Consider the following 23,059-nt stretch of genomic DNA (forward strand, 5'->3'; position numbering starts at 1 on the left):
TGTACCGATCGGTACATAGATGGACGGTACGACGTACCGATCGGTACAGTCAAGGGGTGGATTCCGGAACCGGCCGCCGCGCCGAACTGCTGCAGCAAGCCGTGGGCTACCTCGCGACGCACGGCATCGCGGACCTGTCGCTCGCGCCGATGGGCGAAGCGCTGGGGACGAGCAAGCGGATGCTGCTGTACTACTTCGGCAGCCGGGAAAACCTGATCACCGAAGCGATCGCCGCGAGCCGCCCGGACGTCACCGAGCTGTTCCGCTCCGTGCACGACGAGGAATCCCTCAGCGCAGCAGCCCTCGCCCTGTGGCACGCGATCACCCGGGGCCGCCAGCAACGGCCGATCCACATCCTGTTCCAGGTGCTGGCTTTGGCCCCTACGCAACCGGAGCGATATCTGGAAGTCGCACGGGAAACGATCACCGCGATGGTGGACCCGCTGGTGCCGGTGTACCGCAGCCTGGGTTACGCGGAACGCGACGCGGCCGCCCGGGCGAGTCTGCTGATTTCGGGGTTGAGGGGGCTGTGTCTGGACCGGATCGTGACCGGGGACGAGGAACGGATCGAGATCGCGGCCCGGGCATTGATCGCTACCGCGGTCGCGCCGCCCGCGCGATAAACGTGAAAGGCTTTGTCTGCATCCGATAACCTTGCCTGGTGAGCATCTCGGACTTGACCCGTGCAGTGATCCGCGCGGCGATGGTGGAGCACGACGAGTACGGAGCAGAGGCTTTCTGCGCGGAATACGGCTTCGAGATGTGGTGCGACTACGTCGTCGTCGACCGCGGGAACCACTACGGGATCCAAGCCCTGGCCGCCGCCGCGCACGCCTTCTTGCCCGGACACATTCCTCTCACACCGGCCGAAGTCGCCGATCTCGACGCAGTCAAGAAGCAGCTGACCGCGCTGGACTTCACCGTGCAGACGCCTCAGCTGCCGGATTGGTCCCGGGACGAGCTGCTCCTCGCGTGCGCTCTGCTGTTCACCAACAACCGGAAAGCAGCACGGGCCACCGACCCGCGGGTTCGCGAACTGTCCATACTGCTGCGGTCCGCGGTCGCTCCCGGACAGTACGGCGACAAGTTCCGCTCGGTCAGCAGCGTCCAGCGCAAGCTGTACGACCTGCAGACCCGGCTGCGGGAGTACACCAAGGTGCGGACCCGGGGCAGCAAGCTGGACGACCAGGTGCTGCAGGAGTTCGAAGACGCGCCCGAGGCGATGCTGGCCGAAGCCGAGAAGGTTCGCGACCGGATGGACCGCGGGGCGTGGGCCTTGTTCTCCGCTGCGGGCAAGCGGAAGTACGACGGCAACGGCGGTTACCCCGACGTGCTCGGCGACCAGTACGTCTACGACAACCTGGTCTCCAACTCGCAGCAGCTCCGCGTCGGAGACCTCGTCGTGCTCTGGGACGCCGAACGGGTGCACGGGGTCAGCCGGATCGAGCGGATCGACGCCCAAGAAGGCGTTCTCAAGCCGAAACGGGTCTGCCCGAAGTGCGGCGGAAGCCGCTTCGACGAACGCAAGGTGCAGCGCCCGCGATACCGGTGCCGCCGCGCGACCTGCCATCACGAATTCGACGCGCCTCGCGACGAGACGACTTCCGTCACCCAGTTCGTCGCCGTTTACGGCTCGGGTTACCGCCCGGTCAACGGAAAGATTTCTCGCGAGCAGGTGCTCGAACGGCTGCGCGACGGAGCCAAGCAGAACGCGATCCGGCGCCTCGACCACGCCGCGATGCTGACGCTGCTCGACGAGTCGCCCGTTTCCGCGCCGAAGCGCAAGCCCCGCAAGGGCAAGACCCCCGTCGGCGGCCATCGCGAAGCGCGGGCCAAGGTCCGCCGCGGCCAGAGTGCGTTCCGGGACAATCTGCTCGCCGAGTACGGCACCCGGTGCGCGATCACCGGACCGTGCCCCGAGGCGGTGCTCGAAGCCGCCCACCTGATTTCGTTCGCCAAGCACGAATCGCACGAGAACGGCATGCTTCTGCGCGCCGACGTGCACAAGCTGTTCGACCGCGGGCTGCTGGCCGTCCATCCCGACACGTTGTGCGTGGAGATCTCCCCCTCGCTGGCGGGCGACCACTACTACTCCGGGTTCGAAGGCGTTTCCATCCCCGACGGCCTGGATCGCGCAGTAGTCCGAGACCTGTATCTCACGGTCACCGCGAAGTGGAAGGAAGAGTAAGTTCGCTAGTGCTCAAGCACCGCAGGCAACTCAGCCACCGATCCCAACACATGCGTAGCCCCATGCGCCCGCAACGTCGCCTCGTCATGCGCCCCCGTCAGCACCCCAGCCGCCACTGACGCCCCGGCCCGGCGGCCGGTCAGCATGTCGAACCCGGTATCCCCCGCCACCGCGACAGCGCGCACGTCCGTGATCCCCAAACGCAGCACCGCGGTCAGCACCATGTCCGGGAACGGCCGGCCCCGACCGCCCGCATCAGCCGGGCACACCACCAGATCCGCCAGATCCGTCCACCCGAGCCGCCGCAGCAAAGCATCTCGCGTCCGAGCCGAGAACCCCGTGCTCAGACACACCCGGCGCCCCTGCGCACGCAACTTGTCGATCGCTTCCTCCGCACCAGGAAGCGGCGCAGCAACCTCAACCGCCTGCGAAGCGAACGTGCTCTCGAAAACCCGATTCGCCTTCTCCGCAACCCCGGAATCAGGAAACAGCGCCCGAAACACCTCGATCTTCGACTGCCCCATAGTGTCGCGAACGTAGGCATCCACGTCTTCCCGCTCCGGCGAGTCCGCCGAAACTCCGACGGCCTCCAGCGCCGCGGAGAAAGCAGCCTCGACAGCACCGTCGTCCCGGACCGTCGTGCCCGCCATGTCCAGCACGACCAGCTCCACGCCTCGCGTCATCGGACCCCCTCCACTTCCCGCCCGGTCACCGCGTGCACCGCGCTGATCAGGGCCATCGTCTCGATGTCGGCCGCGCTGCAACCGCGCGAAAGGTCGTGCAGCGGCGCTGCCACGCCTTGCAGAATCGGCCCCAGCGCAGTCGCCCCGCCGAGCCGTTCCGCGATCTTGTAAGCGATGTTCCCCGCGTCAAGATTGGGGAACACCAACACATTCGCCCGTCCGGCGACAGTCGACCGCGGAGCCTTGGCCACCCCGACCGCATCCACGACAGCGGCGTCGAATTGCAATTCACCATCCACATCAACACCAGGCAGCCGTTCCCGCACCAACGAAGTCGCCTGACGTACTTTGTCCACTGCGGAATGCTTGGCGCTGCCTTGAGTACTGAAAGACAGCATCGCCACCACCGGCTCAGTTCCGGTCAAAGCGCGGTGCGTAGACGCCGCACCGACCGCGATATCCGCCAAAGCATCCGCATCTGGTTCAGGAACCACGGCACAGTCGGCGAAAGTGAGCGATCGGCCGTCCTGCAAAAGCATCAGGAAGCAACTGCTCAAAGTCCGCACCCCAGAAGCAAGGCCGACAATCCGCAGCCCAGCCCGAAGCACATCGGACGTCGGCCGCGTCGCACCGGCGAGGCACGCATCCACCCGACCCAACGCGAGAAGCGCAGCCGAGAGGGCAACGGGATCGTTGCGAACCGTCTCCACCCGGTCCGGAAACGCCGTAGCCAGCCGCGCGAGGACAGCCTCGTCGGCAGCCAGCGCAGCAGTGTCCACGAAAGGAGGCACCGCGAACCCAAGCTCCGCCGCCGCAGCAGCGATCTCTGCCGCAGGCCCCACCAGCACCGGCTCGATCTCGCCGCGCTCAACCAGGTGCGCGGCCGCGGTGACGGCACGCGGATCGGCGCCGTCGGCAAGCGCGATCCGCGGGCGGGCGTCGCCGACGCGGTCCCGCCAGGTCTCGGCCAGAGGGGCCATGGTCATCTCGCAAACTCCCTCGCGGACGGCAGTGCTCCCCGAGCAGGATCTCGGCCCCTGGCCCCAAACGACAGAGCCAGAACAGTCCCCGATGACAGGTCCAGAAGGCCCGACAGCTGGACCCGTCGAAGGAGCGGTTTCTGGCACTTTCGCGGTGGCCAGCCGTCCCGCACTCTCGGTCGGAACCACACACGGCAGATGGGAGCAGGCGATGAAGATCGGTGTGCCTCGCGAGGTCAAGAACCACGAATACCGGGTGGCGGCGACGCCTGCCGGAGTACACGAGTTCACCTCGGCCGGCCACGAGGTCTTCGTGGAACGCGGCGCGGGCGAGGGCTCGTCCATCCGCGACGAGGACTACACGGCCGCCGGCGCGAAGCTGCTCGACCACGCGGACGACGTGTGGGGCACCGCGGACATGGTGCTGAAGGTCAAGGAGCCGGTCGCCGAGGAGTACCACCGGCTGCGTTCGGACCAGCTGCTCTTCACCTACCTGCACCTCGCCGCGAGCGAGCCCTGCACCAAGGCCCTGCTCGACGCGGGCACCACCTCCGTGGCCTACGAGACGGTCCAGCTGCCGAACGGCTCCCTTCCGCTGCTGTTCCCGATGAGCGAGGTGGCCGGACGGCTGGCCCCGCAGGTCGGCGCGCAGACGCTGATGCGCGTCAACGGCGGGCGCGGCGTGCTGATCGGCGGCGTCTCCGGGGTGCCGCCGGCCCGCGTGGTCGTGCTGGGCGCGGGCGTCGCCGGGATGAACGCGGTCGCCGTCGCGGCCGGGACCTGGGGCGACGTCGTGCTGTTCGACAAGAACGTCGACAAGCTCCGCGCCGCCGACCGGATGTACCAGGGCCGCATCCGCACCGCGGCCGCGAACTCGTACGCGATCGAGCAGGCGGTGCTCGAGGCCGACCTCGTGATCGGCGCGGTGCTCGTCCCGGGCGCGAAGGCCCCGAGCCTGGTGTCCAACGAGACGGTCTCCCGGATGAAGCCGGGCAGCGTGCTAGTGGACATCTCCATCGACCAGGGCGGCTGCTTCGAGGACTCCCGCCCGACGACCCACGCCGACCCGACCTTCCGGGTCCACGAATCGGTGTTCTACTGCGTGGCCAACATGCCGGGCGCGGTCCCGCACACCTCCACGCACGCGCTCACCAACGTCACGCTCCCGTACGCGCTGGAGATCGCGAACAAGGGCCTCCGCACCGCGGTGCGGGACACGCCCGAACTCCGCGGCGGCGTGAACACCGTGGCCGGGGCGCTGACCTACGAGCCGGTCGCGCTCGCGCACGGCCTGCCCGTCACCGACGTCGCCGACGCGCTGGCCTGAGCCCCGTCGGCGTGGCGCGGGGTGGGAAAACCGGCCACTGCGAGTTACGTTTCAGCCCACCCCGCTCCACGCCGGCCACTTGGGAGAGCGCACTTGCCACGCACGTTGATCGAGATCGACCGCTCGTCGGACGAACCGCTGTACCGCCAGGTCCGGCGGGCGATCGAGCACGGGATCGCCATCGGCACGTTCGACCCGGCCCGCCGGCTGCCGAGCTCGCGGGAACTGGCCGTCGAACTGGGCGTTTCCCGGAACACGATCAACCTCGCCTATCAGGAGCTGGTCGCCGAGGGCTACGTGGAAAGCCGCGAGCGCAGCGGACTGTTCGTCAACGGCGAGATGCGCCCGCACTGCGCGGTGGAGGCCCGGGACACCGAATCGCGGATCGACTGGTCGGCCCGGGTGCGCCGGTTCCCGGACGCCGACATACCGCACATCGAGAAACGCACCGACTGGGCGAGTTATCCGTACCCGTTCCTCGCCGGGCAGGTCGACATCACCGCGTTCCCGGCCCGGTCCTGGACACGCTGCCTCCGCGACGCCCTCTACCGGCCGCACGTCTTCCACAGCCTGCAGGACAGCGTCGGCTCCGACGACCCGATGCTGGTCGAGATGGTGTGCCGCCAACTGCTGACCACCAGAGGCATCGAGGCCGATCCCGACGAAGTGCTGATCACCGTCGGCTCGCAGCAGGGCCTCGACCTGCTCGGCCGCGTACTGCTCGGCCCGGACCAGGTCGTCGCCATCGAAAACCCGGGCTACCTCGACGCCCGGCACATCTTCCTCCGCACCGGCGCCCGCGTGACCGGGATCGACGTCGACTCCCGAGGCCTCCAGCCACCGGAGTCCCTCGACGGCGTCGACCTCCTGTACCTCACCCCCAGCCACCAGCACCCGACCAACGCGACGCTCAGCATCGGCCGCCGCCGCCAGCTCCTCGCCCAGGCCGCCGCGTCCGGCACGGTCGTCGTCGAAGACGACTACGACAGCGAATTCCGCTACCAGGGCAGCCCCACCCCGGCGTTGAAGGCGCTCGACAACACCGGCGACGCCGTCTACCTCGGTACCTTCTCGAAATTCCTCTCCCCCGGCCTCCGCCTCGGCTACCTCGTCGGCCCCCGCGAGCTGGTTCGCGCGCTGCGCGAGGCCCGCCGCTACGTCCTGCGCCACCCGCCGGGCCAGCTGCAACGGGCGCTGGCGCTGCTGATCGAAAGCGGCGAGTACCACCGTTCCCTGCGCCGTTACCGCACGAAACTGATGCGCAAATGGACCGCCACCACCGCCGCGGTCACCGAATACCTGCCGTGGACACAGGGCCCGTACCCGCCCGGCGGCGTCAGCCTGTGGATGACCGGACCGTCCGAACTGGACTGCCGCCTCCTGGTGGAACGCGCGGAGGAACTGGGCATCCTCATCGAACCTGGCGACATCTTCTTCCTCGGCGACGACCCGCCGCGCAACCACTTCCGCATCGGCTTCTCCGCGACCCCGCCGTCGGCGATCGACCCCGGGATCCGCCTGCTCGGCGACCTCTGCCGGGAACTGCTCGACAGCTGACTGGACCCACGCGCGGGTCGCTTTCTGGACCTGTTCGCGGGCCAGCTCCCCCGGCACTGTCTTGGGGGCAGGACACGTGGACAAGGAGGTCCCATCGTGGGCGAACCCGCTGTATCCGCTCGTCCGGCCCCCGACCTGGTGGTGCTCGGGGGCACGGTGCTGACCCTGGACCGAGGCGGGACGCGGGCGTCCGCGCTCGCCGCCCGCGACGGCCGGATCACCGAAATCGGCGACGACCGCTCGATCGCCGCCCTCGCCGGTCCCGAAACGACGGTGCTCGACCTGGCCGGGCGCACCGTCGTCCCGGGTTTCGTGGAGTCGCACAACCATCCGTCGTTCTTCGGCATGGCGCTGGCCGCCCCGGTCGACGCCGGAAGCCCGCCCAACGACCGGATCAGCGACATCGCCGACCGCGTCCGGCAGGCGGCGCGCGACTTCGGCCCCGGCGAATGGATCAAGGGTTTCCGTTACGACGACACGCTTCTCGCCGACAACCGGCACCCCACCCGGCACGACCTGGACCCGGCTTCACCGCGCAACCCGGTCCTGCTCACCCACGTGACCGGCCACTTCTCCGTGGCGAATTCCGCCGCGCTGCAAGCCGTCGGCATCACCGCGGCCACGCCAGACCCGCCCGGCGGCGTCATCGCCCGCGACGAACGCGGCGAACCGACCGGCCTCCTCATCGAGACCGCGGCATTCCTCGTCAACTCCGCGATGCCCTCGCAAGGCCCGGACGAGCTGGCCCAAGCACTCCAGCTGGCCGACGCCGAGTACCTGCGCAACGGCGTCACTTCCGTGCACGACACCGGAATCGGCCTGATCGGCGGCCAACAGGAACTCGCCGCGTACCGGATGCTGACCAGCGCCGGAAAACTGCACACCCGCATCCACGGCTACCTCTTCCACACCCTCCTGCCCGGCCTCGCCGAAGGCACTCCGGAGCCGCCCGATCCGTCCAACCCGGACGGATTCACCATGAACGGCATCAAGATCGTCGCGGACGGTTCGATCCAGGGCCGCACCGGCTGTCTGGCCGAGGGCTACACCTGCGCCCCCGACGACCACGGCATGATGCTGCTCGAACCGGACGAACTGTCCCGCCGCATCGCCGCGCTCGACGCCGCGGGCTGGCAGGTCGCCGTCCACGGCAACGGCGACGCGGCGATCGACGCCATCATCGACGGCTACGCCCACCTCGGCGCACCGGAAGGCACCGGCCGTCGGCACCGGATCGAACACTGCCAAACCGCCCGCGAAGACCAGCTCGACCGGATGGCCGAAAACGGCATCGCGGCGTCGTTCTTCATCAAGCACGTCTACTACTGGGGCGACCGGCACCGCGACGTGTTCCTCGGCCCGGAACGCGCCCGCCGAATCAGCCCGCTCGCGTCCGCCCGCTCGCGCGGAATCCACTTCGGACTCCACTCCGACACCCCGGTCACGCCGGTGCCGCCGCTGGAAGGCATCTGGTGCGCCGTCGCCCGGCAGACCAGCAGCGGCCAGTTGCTGGGCCCGGAGCAGGCGATCGACGTCGAAGCGGCCCTGCGCGGCTACACCATCGACGCGGCCTACCTGGCTGGCGAGGAAGAGACCAAGGGCAGCCTAGAAATCGGCAAACTCGCGGATCTCATCGTGCTGTCCGAGGATCCGACCACAGTGGACCCGAGCCGGATCCGCGACCTGACCGTCGACGCCACGGTGATCGGCGGACAGCTGGTCTGGCAACGCGATCCGATCCCCGCCGGAGGTGTCCGATGATCCGCAGCTGGCCGAGCCTGTGCATCGGGCTCGGCATCCCCGCGGTCGCGATCCTCGGCGGAATCCCGCTGGTGGCGGGCTCGCCCGCGACGGTCGCCGGGTTCCCGCTGGTGTTCTTCTGGATGTTCCTCTGCTTCCCGCTGACCACCCTGTGCCTCTGGATCAGCTGGCGGTTCTTCGACCGCAAGCACTACCCGGCCGACAAGCCCGCAGCGAAGGAGGACCAGTAATGCTGATTCTCATTGTCGCCGTCGTCATGGGACTCTCCATCCTGCTGGCACTGTGGGCGGGCCGCTCGTCGCGCGGCGGCGGGATCTCCGAATTCCTGGTCGGCGGCCGCTCGTTCCCGCCGTGGCTGCTGTACTTCCTGGCGGTCGGCGAGGTGTACAGCATCGGCACCATGATCGGCTTCCCGAGCGGGATCTACGCCCACGGCGCGAGCTACGGAATCTGGTTCCTCGGCTACATCCTGCTCGCCTATTCGCTGGGCTACTTCCTCGCCCCGCTGGTCTGGCGCGCGGCGCGCAAGCACGACGCGATGACCGTCCCGGACGTCTTCGGCCGCCACTACGGCAGCCGGACGCTCGAACTGATCACCTGCGTCACGATGCTGATCGCGCTCGTGCCGTGGGGCCAGTACCAGTTCATCGGCCTGCAGGTGGTGCTGAGCAATCTCGGGCTGAAGCTCACGCCCGTGCAGTGCGTCCTTCTGGCCGGGGTCATCGCGTTCGCCTACATCGCCGTGTCCGGCATTCGCTCCCCCGCGTTCGTGTCGATCCTCAAGGACGCGTTCATGCTGCTCGGGGTAGTGCTCGTCGGACTCGCCGCGGTGCTGGTGGCCGGCGGGACGTCCGGGGTGACCGGGCCGGAGGCGCTGGCGAGGGCGCAAACCACGATGGGCGGCCAGGATCTGTGGTTCGCGATGACCACGATCCTGTTCCAGAGCGTCGTCTTCTACCTCGGTTTCGGCGGCGCGTACGTGTTCCCGGCGCGTTCGGAGCGGGCGGTGAAGAGTTCGACGGTGTGGATGCCGCTGTACATGCTGATCTACCCGTTCCTCGTCTTCGCCGCCTACTACGGGCTGAAGCAGCACCCCGGTCTGAAGAATCCGAACACCGTCTTCATGGTGACCGCGAAAGGCCTGCTGCCGGAACCGGTTCTGGGCCTCGTGGCCGCCGGTGCCGCGCTATCCGGCGTGCTGGTGCTGTCGGCGACGGCATTGGCGATCGGCGGCATGGTCAGCCGTAACCTGGCCCCGAACGTCCGTCCCGCCGCACAACGGCGCTGGACGGTCGTGGCGGTGGCGGTGTTCCTGGTGCTCGCCGCCGTGCTCACGCTGACCGCCTCGACGCTCATGCTCACCGTGCTGAACCTGACCTACAACCTGCTGGCGCAGGTCGTGCCGGGCTGGCTGGCGATCCTGTTCGCCCGCCGGGTGCGCACCGCCGCCATCGCGACGGGCATGGTGGTCGGAGTGGTGACCGCGGTCGTCCTCTACGCGACCGGCGTGACTCTCGGCGGCCTCAACACCGGGTTGGTGTCGATGGGCGTCAACCTGGTGATCGTCTTCGGCTGGAGCCTGCTCGCCCCGGGCAAGCGACGCTCTCCGATCGCCTTGGAGCGCAACGAACCAGCCGCCGTCTCGCCAGTCGCGCAACCAGCGGGCTAGCGACGCGTCATCAGATCGAGGATCTCGCGGAAGGCACGGAACCCCGTGCCTTCCGCGGCGTCCAGCGCCACGCTGCGGCGGTAGTACGCGCTGAGATCGAGCCCGACCCCGACGCCGTACACCTCCGTCTCGCTCCGCTCCAGCCCGTCGGCGACCTGCACGAGATGACGGTCGAGGTAACGCTCCTCGTTGGCCAGCACGGTCGCGCCGTCCATCGGACTTCCGTCTGACAGCACGAAAACCAACCGCCGCCGAGCCTCGCACGCCCGTGCCCGCTCAGCCGCCCACGTCAACGCCTCACCGTCGATGCCCTCGCGGAACAGATCGGCTTTCAGCAACGCCGCGACGTCCCGCCGCGCGCGCCGCCACGGTGTCGCAGCGTCCTTGAACACCAGATGCCGACGCTCATTGAGCCGCCCCGGGTGTTTCGGCCGCCCGGCGCGCATCCAGTCCCGCCGCGCCCGTCCGCCGTGCCAAGCACCCGTGGTAAAGCCGAGAATCTCGCAGCTGGCACCGGCGAGATCGAGCGCGCGAGCGAACAGATCAACCAGCACGGCAACGGTTTCCCGGTGTGCCTTCATCGAACCCGAGCAGTCGATCAGGAACGTCACCAGCACGTCCGCGACCGGTTCCGTCCGCTCGACCCGGAACACGCGATGATCGGCAGGCGTCGCGATCAGCCGCGCGAGGGCACGGCCGTCGATCTGCCCTTCCTCCTGCGCACCGTCCCACCCGGACCGCTCCGGCTCGGCGAGCATCGCGGTGAGCTCCCGCGCGAGCCGAGCCACGTTGACGCCCTGCTTCGCAACCCGAGCGTCAAGCCGTTCGCGCAGCTCCCGCAGCAATTCCGGACGCACCAACGGTCCCGCCCGATCCTCGCGGTCGTAAGCGGTGGTGAAAACCCGATACTGCCCGGCTGCCACCGGTCCTTTGTGGTCGCCGAGGCCCGCGACACCGCCTTCCTCGCTGCCGGTTTCGTCGTCGAAATCCAGCAGCAACGCGTACGCGGCAGCTTCCGCTTCGTCCTCATCCTCTGCAGAATTCTCCGGCTCCAGCAACGCAGCGACCGCTTCCGCCAGCGCCCGCGCGTGCTCGGCGAACGCAGCCTGATCAGCGCGATGCCGCCTAAGCCCAGCCAACTGCGTACCGAGCATCGGCGCGATGGCCGCCCGAGTCGCTTCGATCAGATCCTCGGTCTCTTCCACGACCGGCTCGCCGGTGATCCGAGCCCGCGCGACCTGCGCGACGGTGTAAATCAGCACGCCGCGCGCCGACTCGGTCAGTCCACTGTGGTGCGCCGACAGCGACCAGCGTTCGTGCCGCCGCCGCAAATTCGCCGTCATGCCAGGAAAACCGGCCGGAACCAAGGACTCCACCCGGAACTGCTCCAGCAGCTCGAACAGCAGCCGCTCGACACCGCCGTCCGGGCGCAACTGCTTGTGCAGGTCCCGATTCGACCGGCTCAGGTGCACCGCCATCCCGTCCGCCGCGCCGCGGAACGACTGCAGATCCTCGTCGTCGGCCAGCAGATGCGGCGCGGGCATCGGCACCGGACGGGTGCCGCGATGCAAGCGCCCGCCCCGGAAATGCGCGTCCGGCGACCCGCTGACCGCCCGGATCGCCGCCGCGGACAGCTCCTCGACCTGCTGGCGCCGCCGGGTCTCGGGCGTGCTCACGCCGCGGCCAGCTCCTGGTCGAAGCACCGCTGGAAGTACTCGGCGACGACCGGCCGTTCGGCCTCGTCGCATTTGTTCAGGAAGGTCAACCGGAACGCGAGCGCCGGGTCGGTGAAGATCTCGCAGTTCTCCGCCCACGTGATGACCGTGCGCGGCGACATCAGCGCCGACAGATCGCCCGCCCGGAAGCCTTCGCGGGTCAGCCCGGCGACCGCCACCATCGCCTCGACCAATGGCCCGGACAACCCCGGCACGCGCGCCCGCACGATCGCGGTTTCCTCTTCCGGGGCCAGATAATCCAGCGCGGCGACGATGTTCCACCGGTCGATCTGCGCGTGGTTGAGCCGCTGCACGCCGTGGTAAAGCCCGTTGAGATTGCCCAGCCCCACCGTGTTGGCAGTGGCGAAAAGCCGGAAACCCGGATGCGGGCGCAGCACGGTGTTGCTGTCGATCAGCGTGAATTTGCCGTCCCGTTCGAGCAGCCGCTGGATGACGAACATGACGTCCGGCCGTCCCGCGTCGTACTCGTCGAGGATCAGCGCCGTCGGCCGCCGCAGCGACCACGGCAGGATTCCCTCGCGGAATTCGGTGACCTGCTTGCCTTCGCGCAGCACCACCGCGTCCTTGCCGACGAGGTCGAGCCGGCTGATGTGCCCGTCGAGATTCACCCGCAGACAGGGCCAGTTCAGCCGCGCGGCGACCTGCTCGACGTGCGTGGATTTGCCGGTGCCGTGCAGTCCCTGCACGAGCACGCGCCGGTTGTGCGCGAACCCGGCCAGCAACGCGAGCGTCACGTCCAGGTTGAACCGGTAGGCCGGATCGATCTCGGGCACGTGCTCGTCGGGTTCGGAAAAGCACGGGACTACCAGGCTCGAATCGAGACCGAACGCGTCGCGCACGGCGATCCGGGCGTCGGGACCGTTGCCGCTCAACGGGTTCATCGGGGGACCTCCGTCAGGACGGGATGCTGTCGGCGTCGTCGGCCGACCCCTCGGCCTCGACCTCCTTGATCGCTTCGGCGGCCCGCTGCAACGCGGGAAGCGCCTGCAAAGCTTTGTCGGCGGTGAGCCGCATGACCGGGGCCTGCACCGCCACCGCCAGGTTGGACCGGCCGGTGCGGCTGGGCACCAGCACTGCCACGCACACGAGCCCGGGCAGGAATTCCTCGTCGTCGAGGGCGAAACCGTCGCGCCGGATGCGGGCGAATTCCTCCTCCAGCGCATCGAGATCGGTGACGGTCTTGGCCGTGTACTGCTTGAGCGGAGCGTGCGCGAGCAGCTTGCGCCGCTGCGCCGGGCTCATCTGGGACAGGATGATCTTGCCGCTGGCCGAACAGTGGATCGGCACCCGCGAACCCGGCCGCAGGTAGAACCGCAGCGGCTCGGGCGTTTCGACGCGGTCGAGGTAGACGATCTCGCTGCCGGACAGCGCGGTGATGTTGCAGCTCTCCCCCAGCTCGTCGACGAGATGGTTGAGCACCGCGCGGCGCGCGCCGTGATGCGTCGCGTTGAGCAGCAGGTTCTCCGCGAGGCGGCGCAGCCGGTCGCCGGTGCCGTAATGCCGCCCGTCGGCCTGGCGCACGAGCAGCCCCGCGCCTTCCAGCTGCTGCAGCATCCGGTGCAGCGTCGGCTTCGGCAGGCCGGTCTCCTCGACCAGGCTCTGCAGCGTCACCAGCTGGTCCTTCGCCGCGATCAGCTCGAGCAGCGCGAACAGCCGCATGGTCGGGGTGTCTCCGTCGAGTCCCGCGCCGTCCGGCTCGCGCACGAGTTCCACGGCGCTGGTCTTCCGCAACTCACTCACGTTCCGAAAACTAGCACATTCTGTCTCGTTTCCAGCAACCGCCGGTTGACCTGCCGCCCGCCGCGTCCTATTGTCCATCGCGTTCAGCTTTTACGAACACCACGTACCGAAAACCAAGACTTTCAGCGTCGAAGGAGTTCACCATGGCGGAGAGGAAGACGGGCGACGGCCGCACCGTCGTCAGCGGAACGGCGAAGATGACCCCGTCCGAGGCCTTCGTCGAGACGCTGGTGGCCAACGGCGTCACCGACATCTTCGGCATCATGGGCTCGGCGTTCATGGACGCGATGGACATCTTCGCGCCGGCCGGCATCCGGCTCGTCCCGGTCGTGCACGAGCAGGGCGCCGCGCACATGGCCGACGGCTACGCCCGGGTCAGCGGACGGCACGGCGTGGTCATCGGGCAGAACGGCCCCGGCATCAGCAACTGCGTCACCGCGATCGCGGCGGCGTTCTGGGCGCACAGCCCGGTCGTGATGATCACGCCCGAGGCGGGCACGATGGGCACCGGCCTCGGCGGCTTCCAGGAAGCCAACCAGCTGCCGATGTTCCAGGAGTTCACCAAGTACCAGGCGCACGTCAACAACCCGAAGCGGATGGCGGAGTACACCGCGCGGGCCTTCGACCGGGCGCACGCGGAACTCGGCCCGACCCAGCTGAACATCCCGCGCGACTACTTCTACGGCGAGATCGAAACCGAGATCCCCGAACCGCAGCGGCTCGACCGCGGCCCCGGCGGCGAGAAGAGCCTCGCCCAGGCCGCCGAACTGCTGGCCACCGCGGAGTTCCCGGTCATCATCTCCGGCGGCGGCGTCGTGATGTCCGACGGCGTCGAGGAATGCAAGGCGCTCGCCGAACGCCTCGGCGCGCCGGTGGTCAACAGCTACCAGCACAACGACAGCTTCCCGGCGAGCCACCCGCAGTGGTGCGGCCCGCTCGGCTACCAGGGCTCCAAGGCCGCGATGAAGCTGATCTCGCAGGCGGACGTGGTGATCGCGCTCGGCACCCGGCTCGGCCCGTTCGGCACCTTGCCCCAGCACGGCATGGACTACTGGCCCAAGAACGCGAAGATCATCCAGATCGACGCCGACCACAAGATGCTCGGCCTGGTCAAGAAGATCACCGTCGGCATCTGCGGCGACGCGAAGGCCGCCGCCGCCGCGCTGACCGAGCGCCTCGCCGACCGCACCCTCGCCAGCGACGCCACCCGCGACGAACGCGCCGGGCGGATCAAGGCCGAGAAGGACGCGTGGGAAGAAGAACTCACCGAGTGGACCCACGAGAAGGACCCGTACTCCCTCGACATGATCGCCGAGCAGGACCAGGAGGAGGGCAACTGGCTGCACCCGCGCCAGGTCCTGCGCGAACTGGAGAAGGCCATGCCCGCGCGGGTGATGGTGTCCACCGACATCGGCAACATCAACTCCGTGGCGCACAGCTACCTGCGCTTCGAGGAGCCGCGCTCGTTCTTCGCGCCGATGTCCTTCGGCAACTGCGGTTACGCGCTGCCGACCATCATCGGCGCCAAGGCCGCCGCGATGGAGCGGCCGGCGATCGCGTACGCCGGTGACGGCGCGTGGGGCATGAGCATGGGCGAGATCATGACCGCGGTGCGGCACGACATCCCGGTCACCGCCGTCGTGTTCCACAACCGCCAGTGGGGCGCGGAAAAGAAGAACCAGGTCGACTTCTACGACCGCCGGTTTGTCGCGGGCGAACTGGAAAGCGAGAGCTTCGCCGGGATCGCGCAGGCGATGGGCGCGGACGGCATCGTCGTGGACAAGCTCGAGGACGTCGGCCCGGCGCTGCAGAAGGCCGTGGACGCGCAGATGAACGACGGCCGCACGACGGTCATCGAGATCATGTGCACCCGCGAGCTGGGCGACCCGTTCCGCCGCGACGCGCTGTCGAAGCCGGTGCGGTTCCTGGAGAAGTACCAGGACTACGTGTAATTCCCGCTTAGCGAACTGCTGAACCGGCCGGGCCTTCGCGCCCGGCCGGTTTTTCGCGTCCAGGCCCCGATCTGGCCCTAGTGATCGGCCTCTTTCTGGCTCTGGGCGTGGACCAGAAAGATTGCGATCGTCGACACATTCCCGTTCTCGCACACACAGGAGGTCGCCAGGTGAACGTCACGGAGCTGCGGGCCACTGCCCGCCGACACCTCGGGCCGCACTTCACGCGCAAGGACACCTGGCAAAGCGAATTCCCGGTGTTCGTCCGCGGCGAGGGCAGCTACCTGATCGACACCGAGGGCCGCCGCCACCTCGACGGTCTCGCCGGGCTGTTCTGCGTCAACATGGGCCACGGCCGCGCGGACATCGCCAAGGCCGCGGCCGAGCAGGTCGGCACCCTCGCCTACGCCAGCAACTGGGGCTCGGCGCACCCGCCGTCGATCGAGGCCGCCCGGATCATCGCCGACCTCGCCCCCGGCGACCTCGGCACCACGTTCTTCGTGAATTCCGGTTCGGAGGCGGTCGAGACCGCGCTGAAGTTCGTCCGGCAGTACCACCGCAGCCAGGGCGCGCCGGAGCGGACGAAGATCATCAGCCGCGAAATGGCCTACCACGGCACGACGATGGGCGCGCTGTCGGTCACCGGCCTGCCCAAGATCAAGGAGCCGTTCGGCCCGCTGCTGCCGGGCATCCGGCACGTCCCGAACACCCTCGGCTTCACCGGCGACTGCGGCCCGGCCGACCAGCTGGACTGCGTCCGCGCCATCGAGGCGGTCATCCTCGAGGAAGGCCCCGAGACGGTCGCCGCGGTCTTCGCCGAGCCGGTCCAGAACGGCCGGGGCGCGCTGGTCCCGCCGGAGGGCTACTGGCCGGCGCTGCGGGCGCTGTGCGACAAGTACGGCATCCTGCTGGTGTCCGACGAGGTCATCTGCTCGTTCGGCCGCCTCGGCCACTTCTTCGGCCACGGCCTGACCGGCGTCGTACCGGACCTGATCACCTTCGCCAAGGGCTCCACCTCGGGCTACGCCCCGCTCGGCGGCGTGATCGTGCGCGAGCAGCTGGTCACCGAGCTGTACGACTCCCCGAAGGGCGGCGTCTTCACGCACGGCGCGACGTGGGGCGGCCACCCGGTGTCGACGGCCATCGCGGTCGCCAATATCAGCGCGATGCGCGACGAGAAGGTGCCCGAGCACGTTCTCTCCGAGGGCCCGAAGCTGCAGGCGGCTTTGGAGTCGCTGAAGGACGCGCACCGGTGCGTCAAGGACGTCCGCGGCACCGGTTTCTTCTACGCGATCGAGCTGATGGCCGACCGCGACGGCGGCCGCGAGCTGACCGACCAGGAGTCGCTGACCGTCCTGCGGGAAGTCCTGCCCGAGTCGTTCCGCCGCACCGGAGTCATCCTCCGCGGCGACGACCGGGGCGCGACCATGCTCATGATCTCGCCGCCGCTGGTGGCCGACACGGACGTGCTGGACGAGCTCCTGCACGGCGTCGACGGCATGCTCACCGACGTGGAGAAGGCGATCCAGCCCTGACGGATAGCCGCGACGGGCGCTGGGTACCTCTTTGTTCCAAGGGTGCCCGGCGCCCGTCCTGCTGTCCGGAACCGGGTCGTTCTGGTACCGGAGCATCGCTAGCATCTGGCTCTCGCGGAGGGACCTGTTCCTTCCTACGGTGACGGGAACCACACAGCAGCTCTCAGCGACATCGCGGCGGCAGTCGGCGCGGGGACATCGAGGTCCCCCGGCGCCGCCGGAAGGAGGAGACGTGGGTTCTGCACCGGAAACAGCCGCCCAGAGCGGTCTCAAACCGGGTCTCAAGCAACGCCACATGAATCTGATCGCACTGGGCGGCGTGATCGGCGCCGGCCTGTTCGTCGGAAGCGGCGTGGTCATCCAGTCGGCCGGGCCCGCGGCGGTGGTCTCGTTCTTCATCGCCGGCCTGATCACCGTGCTCATCATGCGGATGCTGGCCGAAATGACCGTCGCGCGGCCCGCGCTCGGCTCGTTCTACGTCTACGCCAGGGAGGCGATGGGCAACCGGGCCGGCTTCACCGTCGGCTGGATGTACTGGTACTTCTTCGTGATCGTGGTCGCCGTGGAAGCGGTGGCCGGCGGCCGGATCCTGCAGCTGTGGCTGCCGAACGTGCCTCTGTGGGTGCTAAGCCTGGGATTGCTCGTGCTGCTCACAGCCACGAACCTGGTCTCCGCGCGGTCCTACGGCGAGTTCGAGTACTGGTTCTCCTCCATCAAGGTCATCGCGATCCTGGTCTTCCTGGTGGTCGGCGCCCTGTACCTGTTCGGCATCTGGCCGGGCTCGCACGGAGGCGTCAGCAATTTGGTCTCCCACGGCGGCTTCGCCCCCATGGGCATCGGCGCGGTGCTGGCGGCGGTAGTCCCCTGCGTCGGCTTCTACACCGGCGCCGAGATCGTCACCATCGCCGCCGCCGAGTCGGCTGAACCGCGCCGCGCGATCGCCAAGGCCATGCGCTCCATCGTCTTCCGCGTCGTGCTGTTCTACGTCGGTTCGGTCTTCGTCGTGGTCGCGGTCAAGGCCTGGAACGCCCCCGACACCGCAGTGAGCCCCTACGCGGCGGTCCTGGACGTCCTGGGCGTCCCCGCGGTGGCGACGATCATGAACGCCATCGTGCTGACGGCCGTGCTGTCCTGCCTGAACTCGGCCCTGTACACATCCTCGCGGATGCTGTTCGCCCTGACCCGCAACGGCGACGCCCCGAAGATGTTCACGAAACTGTCCCGCAGCGGCGTCCCCCGCCGAGCCATCATCGCCGGGACTGTCATCGGGTACGTCTCGGTTATCGCGGCCTACACCTCGCCGAACCTGATCTTCCAGTTCCTGGTGAACTCCTACGGCGCGGTCGCGCTGTTCGTCTACCTGGCCATCGCGCTGGCCCAGGTGCGGCTGCGGAAACGCCTGCAGAACACCGATCCCGGCGCGCTGAGCCTGAAGATGTGGCTGTTCCCGTGGCTCAGCTACGCGACCATCGCCCTGATGGCGGCGGTCATCCTGGCCATGGCGTTCCTCCCGTCGACCCGCTCGCAGTTCTGGCTGAGCGCGGTGACCCTGGTGCTGATCCTGATCGCGTACCAGGTCCGCAAACGCCGTCCGGCCGGTCCCGCCGCGGTGACGGAGACGGACTCCTCGCGAGGCGAGGCCGGAGTCGCCTCGACCTGATCCGGTCTGGGTTCTCCTGACGACGCCAGGCTTCCGGTCGCGACCCGGGAGCCTGGCGTTGTCTGCCGATACTCGACCGGCCGAACCGATCCTCGCTTGGCCTGCCAGTTCTCGGCACCGGGAGGTCCCACCCGGCTGGCACCTCCCGATGCCACGATTCTGGACCTACCGCCGCGACCAGACGTCCCGCAAGGTAAACCGATCCGCCCGCGTCGTGGAGGTCAGATGCCGCACCCGTCCAGGGTCCCCGCTCCCCCAGCGCACCGATGACCTTCTGGCAGCTACCCCCGGCAGCGATGGCCTTCGCGATCGCCGCCTTGCTGGCCGGGGGCCTGATCCGCGGCTACTCCGGTTTCGGCGCGTCCCTGATCTGGGTGAGCTGCCTGTGCCTGGTGCTCCCGCCGCCCGCGGTGGTCCCGAGCACGCTCCTGCTGGAAGTAGCCTCCAGCGTGACCCTGCTGCCGAAGTCCTGGCCCGACGCCCACCGCCCGTCCGTCCGCTGGCTCCTGACCGGCGCACTCGTGGGACTGCCGACCGGCATCTGGTTCCTGGCAGCGCTGCCCGAACGCGCGACAAGACTGACCGTCGGGTTGGCAGTCGGACTCTCCGCGCTGGCCCTGGCTTTCAGCCACCGAACCCGGCGCATGCCCGGCCGAGCCGCCTGCGCGGGCATGGGAACCGCCTTCGGAGTCCTGAACGGAGCCTGCGGAATGGGCGGCCCGCCAGTCGTGCTGATGTACCTGGCGTCCCCGCTGCCGATGGCAGTGAACCGCGCGAGCCTGGTCGTCTTCTTCCTGGCGGCCGACTCGATGACCGTCACCACCGCCGGGGCCGGCGGCCTGCTCACCGGTGACGTCCTCCTGCAAACGGCGCTGTTCCTCCCCATCGCCCTTGCCGGAGTCGCCGCAGGAACCTGGCTGTACCACCACGCCCGCGGCGATGCCCGCCGGATCGTGCTAGGAATCCTCGCCGTGCTGTCCCTGGCTTTAGTAGGCCAAGCGGTGGTCACGTGACCCGCACCAGCCAGGCCGCGTCTCCCGATCCTGGCCACCCCGCCTCATCCCGCGTGCACGGCTCACCGTCCCGCGCTGTCCGGTGCCTCACCCCTCCCCGGCGGCGCGGAATCCCCTACTCCACTTGCCAGGCAACGTCTCTAGCCCCGGCCCCGCCCCGCGTAGGGCCCGCATCCACCCGCCAGGCGGCCACATGATCCTCGGCGCACTAGCCATCGCCTTCGCAGGCTTCATCGGCGGCCTGACGGGATTCGGCGCGTCCCTGGTCGGCACTCCCCTGCTGCTGCTCATCGGATTCCCGCTGCCGCAAGTGGTCGTGATCAACCTGGTCGCCACCATGATCACCAGACTTGCGGTGCTCCACCGCGAACGAGCCCACATCGCCTGGCGCCGCGTAGCAGTTCTAGGCGCCGCAGCCCTCCCCGGTGCCGCCGCCGGCGCACTCACGCTGCACCTGCTGCCGCCCCACGCCCTCCGCATCCTGGCCGGCACCGTGGTCGTACTCTCCGGCCTGCGCTTGTTGCTCCGCCCAACCCGCGAAGCCCACCCCGCGACCACAACGAAACAAACAATCGCCGGCCTGCTAGGCGGCTACCTCTCCACGACGACTTCCCTCAACGGCGCCCCACCAGCCGTCCTGCTCGCCTCCGCAAAAGTCCCCCCAAGAACCTTCGTCGGCGACCTGGCAGGCTATTTCGTGGTGACCAACTGTTTGTCCCTGCTGCTCCTGGTCACCGCAGGCCAGTTCGACACCGCTGCTCTAGGCACCCAGCTCCCGATCCTGATCGCAGCCGCCCTAGCCGGAAACATCCTCGGCGGCCGCCTCATCGGCCACGTCCCGCGCGCGGTGTTCGACCGAGCGATTGTGGGCCTGATCGTGACATCCGGTTTGGTGACGATGATCAGTGCCTGACACAGGCTGCCTCTGCCGGGGACCGTTCGACACCACACCCCGGCTGGCCCCCGAGCGGCGGCGGTCGGACGTGTCACAGGCTCCCTGCCGGATCCCGAGCCCCAGTCGACCAGCACGCGCCCGGCCCGGTTGCGGGAGCTGCACGAGGAGATCGACCTGAAGCGCCCTATAACGCAAAAAGCGGATGGTCTCTACGACCATCCGCCCGCCCTGTAGGGCTAAAGTGTGTCCGAGGGGCGAGTTGCACGTTTATCCACACGCCTGCACCTGACCCTTTGAACGACGTAGCTTGTCCGCAGAAGCCAGCCCGTCGGTTTGGCCCTGGCCTACCGTCCGCGGAAGCTGACTCCACGGGCAGTGGTGCGCATTGACTATCCGAGCGCGCCGAGTTGCTGCAGGCGTGCCAGTGCGGCGACGGCGTGTCGGCGCAGGGCCTCGTCCAGGTCGCGGCGCTCTGCCGGTGAAGCTTCCGGCGATACGAAGTACTCGTCGACCTCGGAGAACAGTCCGTCAAGGACGGCGAACACGTCGTCGGGGTGCAGAGCCTCGTCGTTCTTCATCAGGTCGAGGTATTGCTGCTCGAACTGGCCAGCGTCGATCGTGCGGTCGACGAATCGTCCGATCAGCTCGCCGTAGTCGGCCGCGTCGCGCTTGTTCTCTTCGGAAGCGCTCATCTCACCCTCCACCCAGGGATCCTCGTTCGATCACGTTGCGAAGCTGCTGGACGTTCAGTTTCCAACCTGTCCAGTATGTTCCATCCGGTCTCAGCACCTCGCAGACGCGGGTGTTCTCGTTGTAGATCAGGATCGCGGGTTCCCCGCGGTAGCGGCCGACGTCCGCCGTCTTGATCGAGTTCGCGGGGTCTTCCGCGAACTTTCGCAGCGCATCCTCATACGCTTTGGCGCCGGCGTTGCTCCAGTTCTGGTCGACGCCGAAGTCCTTCGCGTGTTTGAAGTGGCTCTGCAGCTGGCCTTTCGGATAGTTCGGCTCAGGGACTTCGTGCGCGGCGAGTTCGTCGCTGATTTTCGCCGCGTCGGCGCCTTCTATGTTCGGATTCGGGGTGCTGCTCATCGCGGCTTGCATGGCGGGCACGACGCCTTGGGTGATGGCGATCGCGCCGCCTGCTGTGATCAGGATGGCTTCGGCTGCGGTGACGACCTCGGCGACTGGGGCGACGAGTGCGCCGGCGGCGTCGACGCCGAACAATTCCAGGCCCTCGATGACCGCGGCGATGAGGACGTCGAGGGCACCGTCGGTGGCGATGCTGCCGATGACGATGATGACACCGACGACGGCCATGTCGTCGACGACTTCTTTGATCTTTTCCTTGATCTTCTGCTGGGTATCCTCGTTCCAGACGCGGAAGTCGACCAGGCTTTCGCCCAGCTTTCCCAGCGCCGCCGGCAGTTCGGCGAGGACCGACTGCGGTCCTGCGGCGCGCTGCCAGAATTGCTCGAGCGCGGTCAGGTCGTCTGAGCTGTTGTTGCCGACCAGGCTTTGCAGTCGGGCGTGGAGGCCGTTGACGAGATCCTGGACTGCTCCGCCCGCGTTGCGGCACGCGGTCGCCGCGTCGTCGAGTCGGCCGGTGTCCGCGGTAGGGATGTATTTTTCCAGAAACCCGGGCATCCACCAGGGCGAATCGCCAGCGAGCACCGCGAAGTCGGTGTTTCCCGGCCACTGTTGTGGCGTCAGCGGTGCACTCGGCGGGCCGCCCGGGTTGCCCGGCACGCTCGACTGATCTGCGCCGAGGTGGTTCAGGGCGGAGACATCGATGCCCTTGCCGATCGATCCGAGCAGGTCGAAGGCGGCGCGGAAGCCGTCGTTGACGATCGAGTCCATCGCGGCGGCCCAGCCGTTCTGGTACTGGTGGGCGCCGTCGCACGCCCCTGCGGCGCCGGACGCGGCATCGAGAGCGTTAAGGAAGTTCTGCCGGATCTGTTCCAGGCCGCCTTGGGCGTCGATGAAGTGCTGCGCCACGGCGTGGAAGTCGGCGGGCACGATTTTGACCGGCGTCGACGGCGAGGCTTGAACTGCGGCTACCGCAGGCGGCATCAGGACGCCCGCCAGATCGAAATGTTGGCGTGCACTGCCCGCGCGTGGTTGTCGTGGGTGTTCAGGACGACCTCTCGCACCCAGTGCAGCTGGTCGCGAAGTTCCCGGGCGGAGCGGGACCATTCGTCGATCGCGTCGCGGAAGCGATCGTGCGCTTCGCCGTGCCAGCTCCGCCCGAGCTCGCGCACGAGTTCTTCGACGCTGTCAAGGTCCTCGGTCGTCACATCGATGTGCCTGGCGATCGAATCGGCGAGATCGCGGAGCACGGCGAAGTCCACCGTCAGCTGATCCAC

20 protein-coding genes are annotated in these 23,059 nt (G+C 68.5%); 12 read left to right on the forward strand and 8 right to left on the reverse strand.

Going from position 1 to position 23,059, the window contains the following annotated elements; translation table 11 throughout:
* The first annotated feature begins 56 nt into the window (after positions 1-56).
* Together ACWDNU_RS00380 and ACWDNU_RS00385 are read left to right on the forward strand one after the other, a co-directional pair.
* Positions 57-623: a TetR/AcrR family transcriptional regulator gene (locus ACWDNU_RS00380; RefSeq protein WP_449667078.1), complete on the forward strand. Its 567-nt coding sequence runs from the start codon at positions 57-59 to the stop codon at positions 621-623.
* Between the two features lie 38 nt (positions 624-661).
* Positions 662-2,188: an HNH endonuclease gene (locus ACWDNU_RS00385; RefSeq protein WP_449667079.1), complete on the forward strand. Its 1,527-nt coding sequence runs from the start codon at positions 662-664 to the stop codon at positions 2,186-2,188.
* A 5-nt stretch (positions 2,189-2,193) separates the two neighbouring features.
* On the opposite strand, the gene ACWDNU_RS00390 is transcribed toward ACWDNU_RS00385, so the two are convergent.
* Both ACWDNU_RS00390 and ACWDNU_RS00395 read right to left on the reverse strand, forming a co-directional pair.
* Positions 2,194-2,871 (reverse strand): phosphonatase-like hydrolase, encoded by a 678-nt coding sequence (locus ACWDNU_RS00390; RefSeq protein ID WP_449667080.1) that lies wholly within the window; start codon positions 2,869-2,871, stop codon positions 2,194-2,196.
* The gene (locus ACWDNU_RS00395; protein WP_449667081.1) at positions 2,868-3,857 is read right to left on the reverse strand and encodes a phosphotransacetylase; all 990 of its coding nucleotides are present in this window, start codon (positions 3,855-3,857) and stop codon (positions 2,868-2,870) included. Before ACWDNU_RS00395 ends, ACWDNU_RS00390 begins: the two co-directional genes overlap by 4 nt.
* Before the next feature lie 205 nt (positions 3,858-4,062).
* On the opposite strand from ACWDNU_RS00395, the gene ald reads away from it, so the two are divergent.
* The 5 genes from ald (at position 4,063) to ACWDNU_RS00420 (ending at position 10,165) form a co-directional block, all read left to right on the forward strand.
* Positions 4,063-5,178, forward strand: coding sequence for an alanine dehydrogenase (ald, locus tag ACWDNU_RS00400; protein WP_354742086.1), 1,116 nt, complete (start codon positions 4,063-4,065; stop codon positions 5,176-5,178).
* A gap of 93 nt (positions 5,179-5,271) precedes the next feature.
* On the forward strand, positions 5,272-6,735 hold the full coding sequence (pdxR, locus tag ACWDNU_RS00405) for a MocR-like pyridoxine biosynthesis transcription factor PdxR (protein ID WP_449667082.1): 1,464 nt from the start codon (positions 5,272-5,274) through the stop codon (positions 6,733-6,735).
* A gap of 96 nt (positions 6,736-6,831) precedes the next feature.
* Complete coding sequence (locus ACWDNU_RS00410) at positions 6,832-8,496, forward strand: amidohydrolase (protein ID WP_449667083.1); 1,665 nt, start codon at positions 6,832-6,834, stop codon at positions 8,494-8,496.
* Positions 8,493-8,726 carry a DUF3311 domain-containing protein gene (locus ACWDNU_RS00415; protein ID WP_449667084.1) on the forward strand — a complete coding sequence of 78 codons (234 nt, stop codon included), beginning with the start codon at positions 8,493-8,495 and terminating at the stop codon, positions 8,724-8,726. Before ACWDNU_RS00410 ends, ACWDNU_RS00415 begins: the two co-directional genes overlap by 4 nt.
* Positions 8,726-10,165 carry a sodium:solute symporter family protein gene (locus ACWDNU_RS00420; RefSeq protein ID WP_449667085.1) on the forward strand — a complete coding sequence of 480 codons (1,440 nt, stop codon included), beginning with the start codon at positions 8,726-8,728 and terminating at the stop codon, positions 10,163-10,165. Before ACWDNU_RS00415 ends, ACWDNU_RS00420 begins: the two co-directional genes overlap by 1 nt.
* Here the strand turns inward: ACWDNU_RS00420 and ACWDNU_RS00425 are convergent.
* Genes ACWDNU_RS00425 through ACWDNU_RS00435 form a run of 3 tightly spaced genes read right to left on the reverse strand, consistent with a single transcriptional unit; the run spans position 10,162 to position 13,641 of the window.
* Entirely contained in the window at positions 10,162-11,841 is a 1,680-nt protein-coding gene (locus ACWDNU_RS00425; RefSeq protein ID WP_449667086.1) for a cobaltochelatase CobT-related protein, read from the reverse strand. The two genes, ACWDNU_RS00420 and ACWDNU_RS00425, sit on opposite strands and share 4 nt — an antisense overlap.
* Complete coding sequence (locus ACWDNU_RS00430) at positions 11,838-12,782, reverse strand: AAA family ATPase (RefSeq protein WP_449667087.1); 945 nt, start codon at positions 12,780-12,782, stop codon at positions 11,838-11,840. The genes ACWDNU_RS00425 and ACWDNU_RS00430 overlap by 4 nt, the downstream gene beginning before the upstream one ends.
* A gap of 13 nt (positions 12,783-12,795) precedes the next feature.
* Positions 12,796-13,641 (reverse strand): IclR family transcriptional regulator, encoded by an 846-nt coding sequence (locus ACWDNU_RS00435; RefSeq protein WP_370937346.1) that lies wholly within the window; start codon positions 13,639-13,641, stop codon positions 12,796-12,798.
* 143 nt (positions 13,642-13,784) lie between these two features.
* Between ACWDNU_RS00435 and xsc the strand changes: the two genes are divergently transcribed.
* From xsc to ACWDNU_RS00460, 5 genes are all read left to right on the forward strand, one after another.
* On the forward strand, positions 13,785-15,593 hold the full coding sequence (xsc, locus tag ACWDNU_RS00440; protein WP_449667088.1) for a sulfoacetaldehyde acetyltransferase: 1,809 nt from the start codon (positions 13,785-13,787) through the stop codon (positions 15,591-15,593).
* Positions 15,594-15,763: 170 nt separating this feature from the next.
* Positions 15,764-17,128, forward strand: a complete 1,365-nt coding sequence (locus ACWDNU_RS00445; protein ID WP_378397667.1) for an aspartate aminotransferase family protein — start codon at positions 15,764-15,766, stop codon at positions 17,126-17,128.
* 295 nt (positions 17,129-17,423) lie between these two features.
* Complete coding sequence (locus ACWDNU_RS00450; RefSeq protein WP_370937349.1) at positions 17,424-18,788, forward strand: amino acid permease; 1,365 nt, start codon at positions 17,424-17,426, stop codon at positions 18,786-18,788.
* Between the two features lie 296 nt (positions 18,789-19,084).
* Positions 19,085-19,801, forward strand: a complete 717-nt coding sequence (locus ACWDNU_RS00455; RefSeq protein WP_449667089.1) for a sulfite exporter TauE/SafE family protein — start codon at positions 19,085-19,087, stop codon at positions 19,799-19,801.
* 193 nt (positions 19,802-19,994) lie between these two features.
* Complete coding sequence (locus tag ACWDNU_RS00460) at positions 19,995-20,714, forward strand: sulfite exporter TauE/SafE family protein (protein WP_449667090.1); 720 nt, start codon at positions 19,995-19,997, stop codon at positions 20,712-20,714.
* 371 nt (positions 20,715-21,085) lie between these two features.
* On the opposite strand, the gene ACWDNU_RS00465 is transcribed toward ACWDNU_RS00460, so the two are convergent.
* Genes ACWDNU_RS00465 through ACWDNU_RS00475 form a run of 3 tightly spaced genes read right to left on the reverse strand, consistent with a single transcriptional unit; the run spans position 21,086 to position 23,059 of the window.
* Positions 21,086-21,388 (reverse strand): colicin immunity domain-containing protein, encoded by a 303-nt coding sequence (locus ACWDNU_RS00465; RefSeq protein WP_067594576.1) that lies wholly within the window; start codon positions 21,386-21,388, stop codon positions 21,086-21,088.
* Position 21,389: 1 nt separating this feature from the next.
* Positions 21,390-22,712: a colicin D domain-containing protein gene (locus ACWDNU_RS00470; RefSeq protein ID WP_449667091.1), complete on the reverse strand. Its 1,323-nt coding sequence runs from the start codon at positions 22,710-22,712 to the stop codon at positions 21,390-21,392.
* Positions 22,713-22,765: 53 nt separating this feature from the next.
* Positions 22,766-23,059 carry a WXG100 family type VII secretion target gene (locus ACWDNU_RS00475; RefSeq protein WP_449667092.1) on the reverse strand — a complete coding sequence of 98 codons (294 nt, stop codon included), beginning with the start codon at positions 23,057-23,059 and terminating at the stop codon, positions 22,766-22,768.

The sequence above is a fragment of the Amycolatopsis sp. NPDC003676 genome, assembly GCF_053587275.1.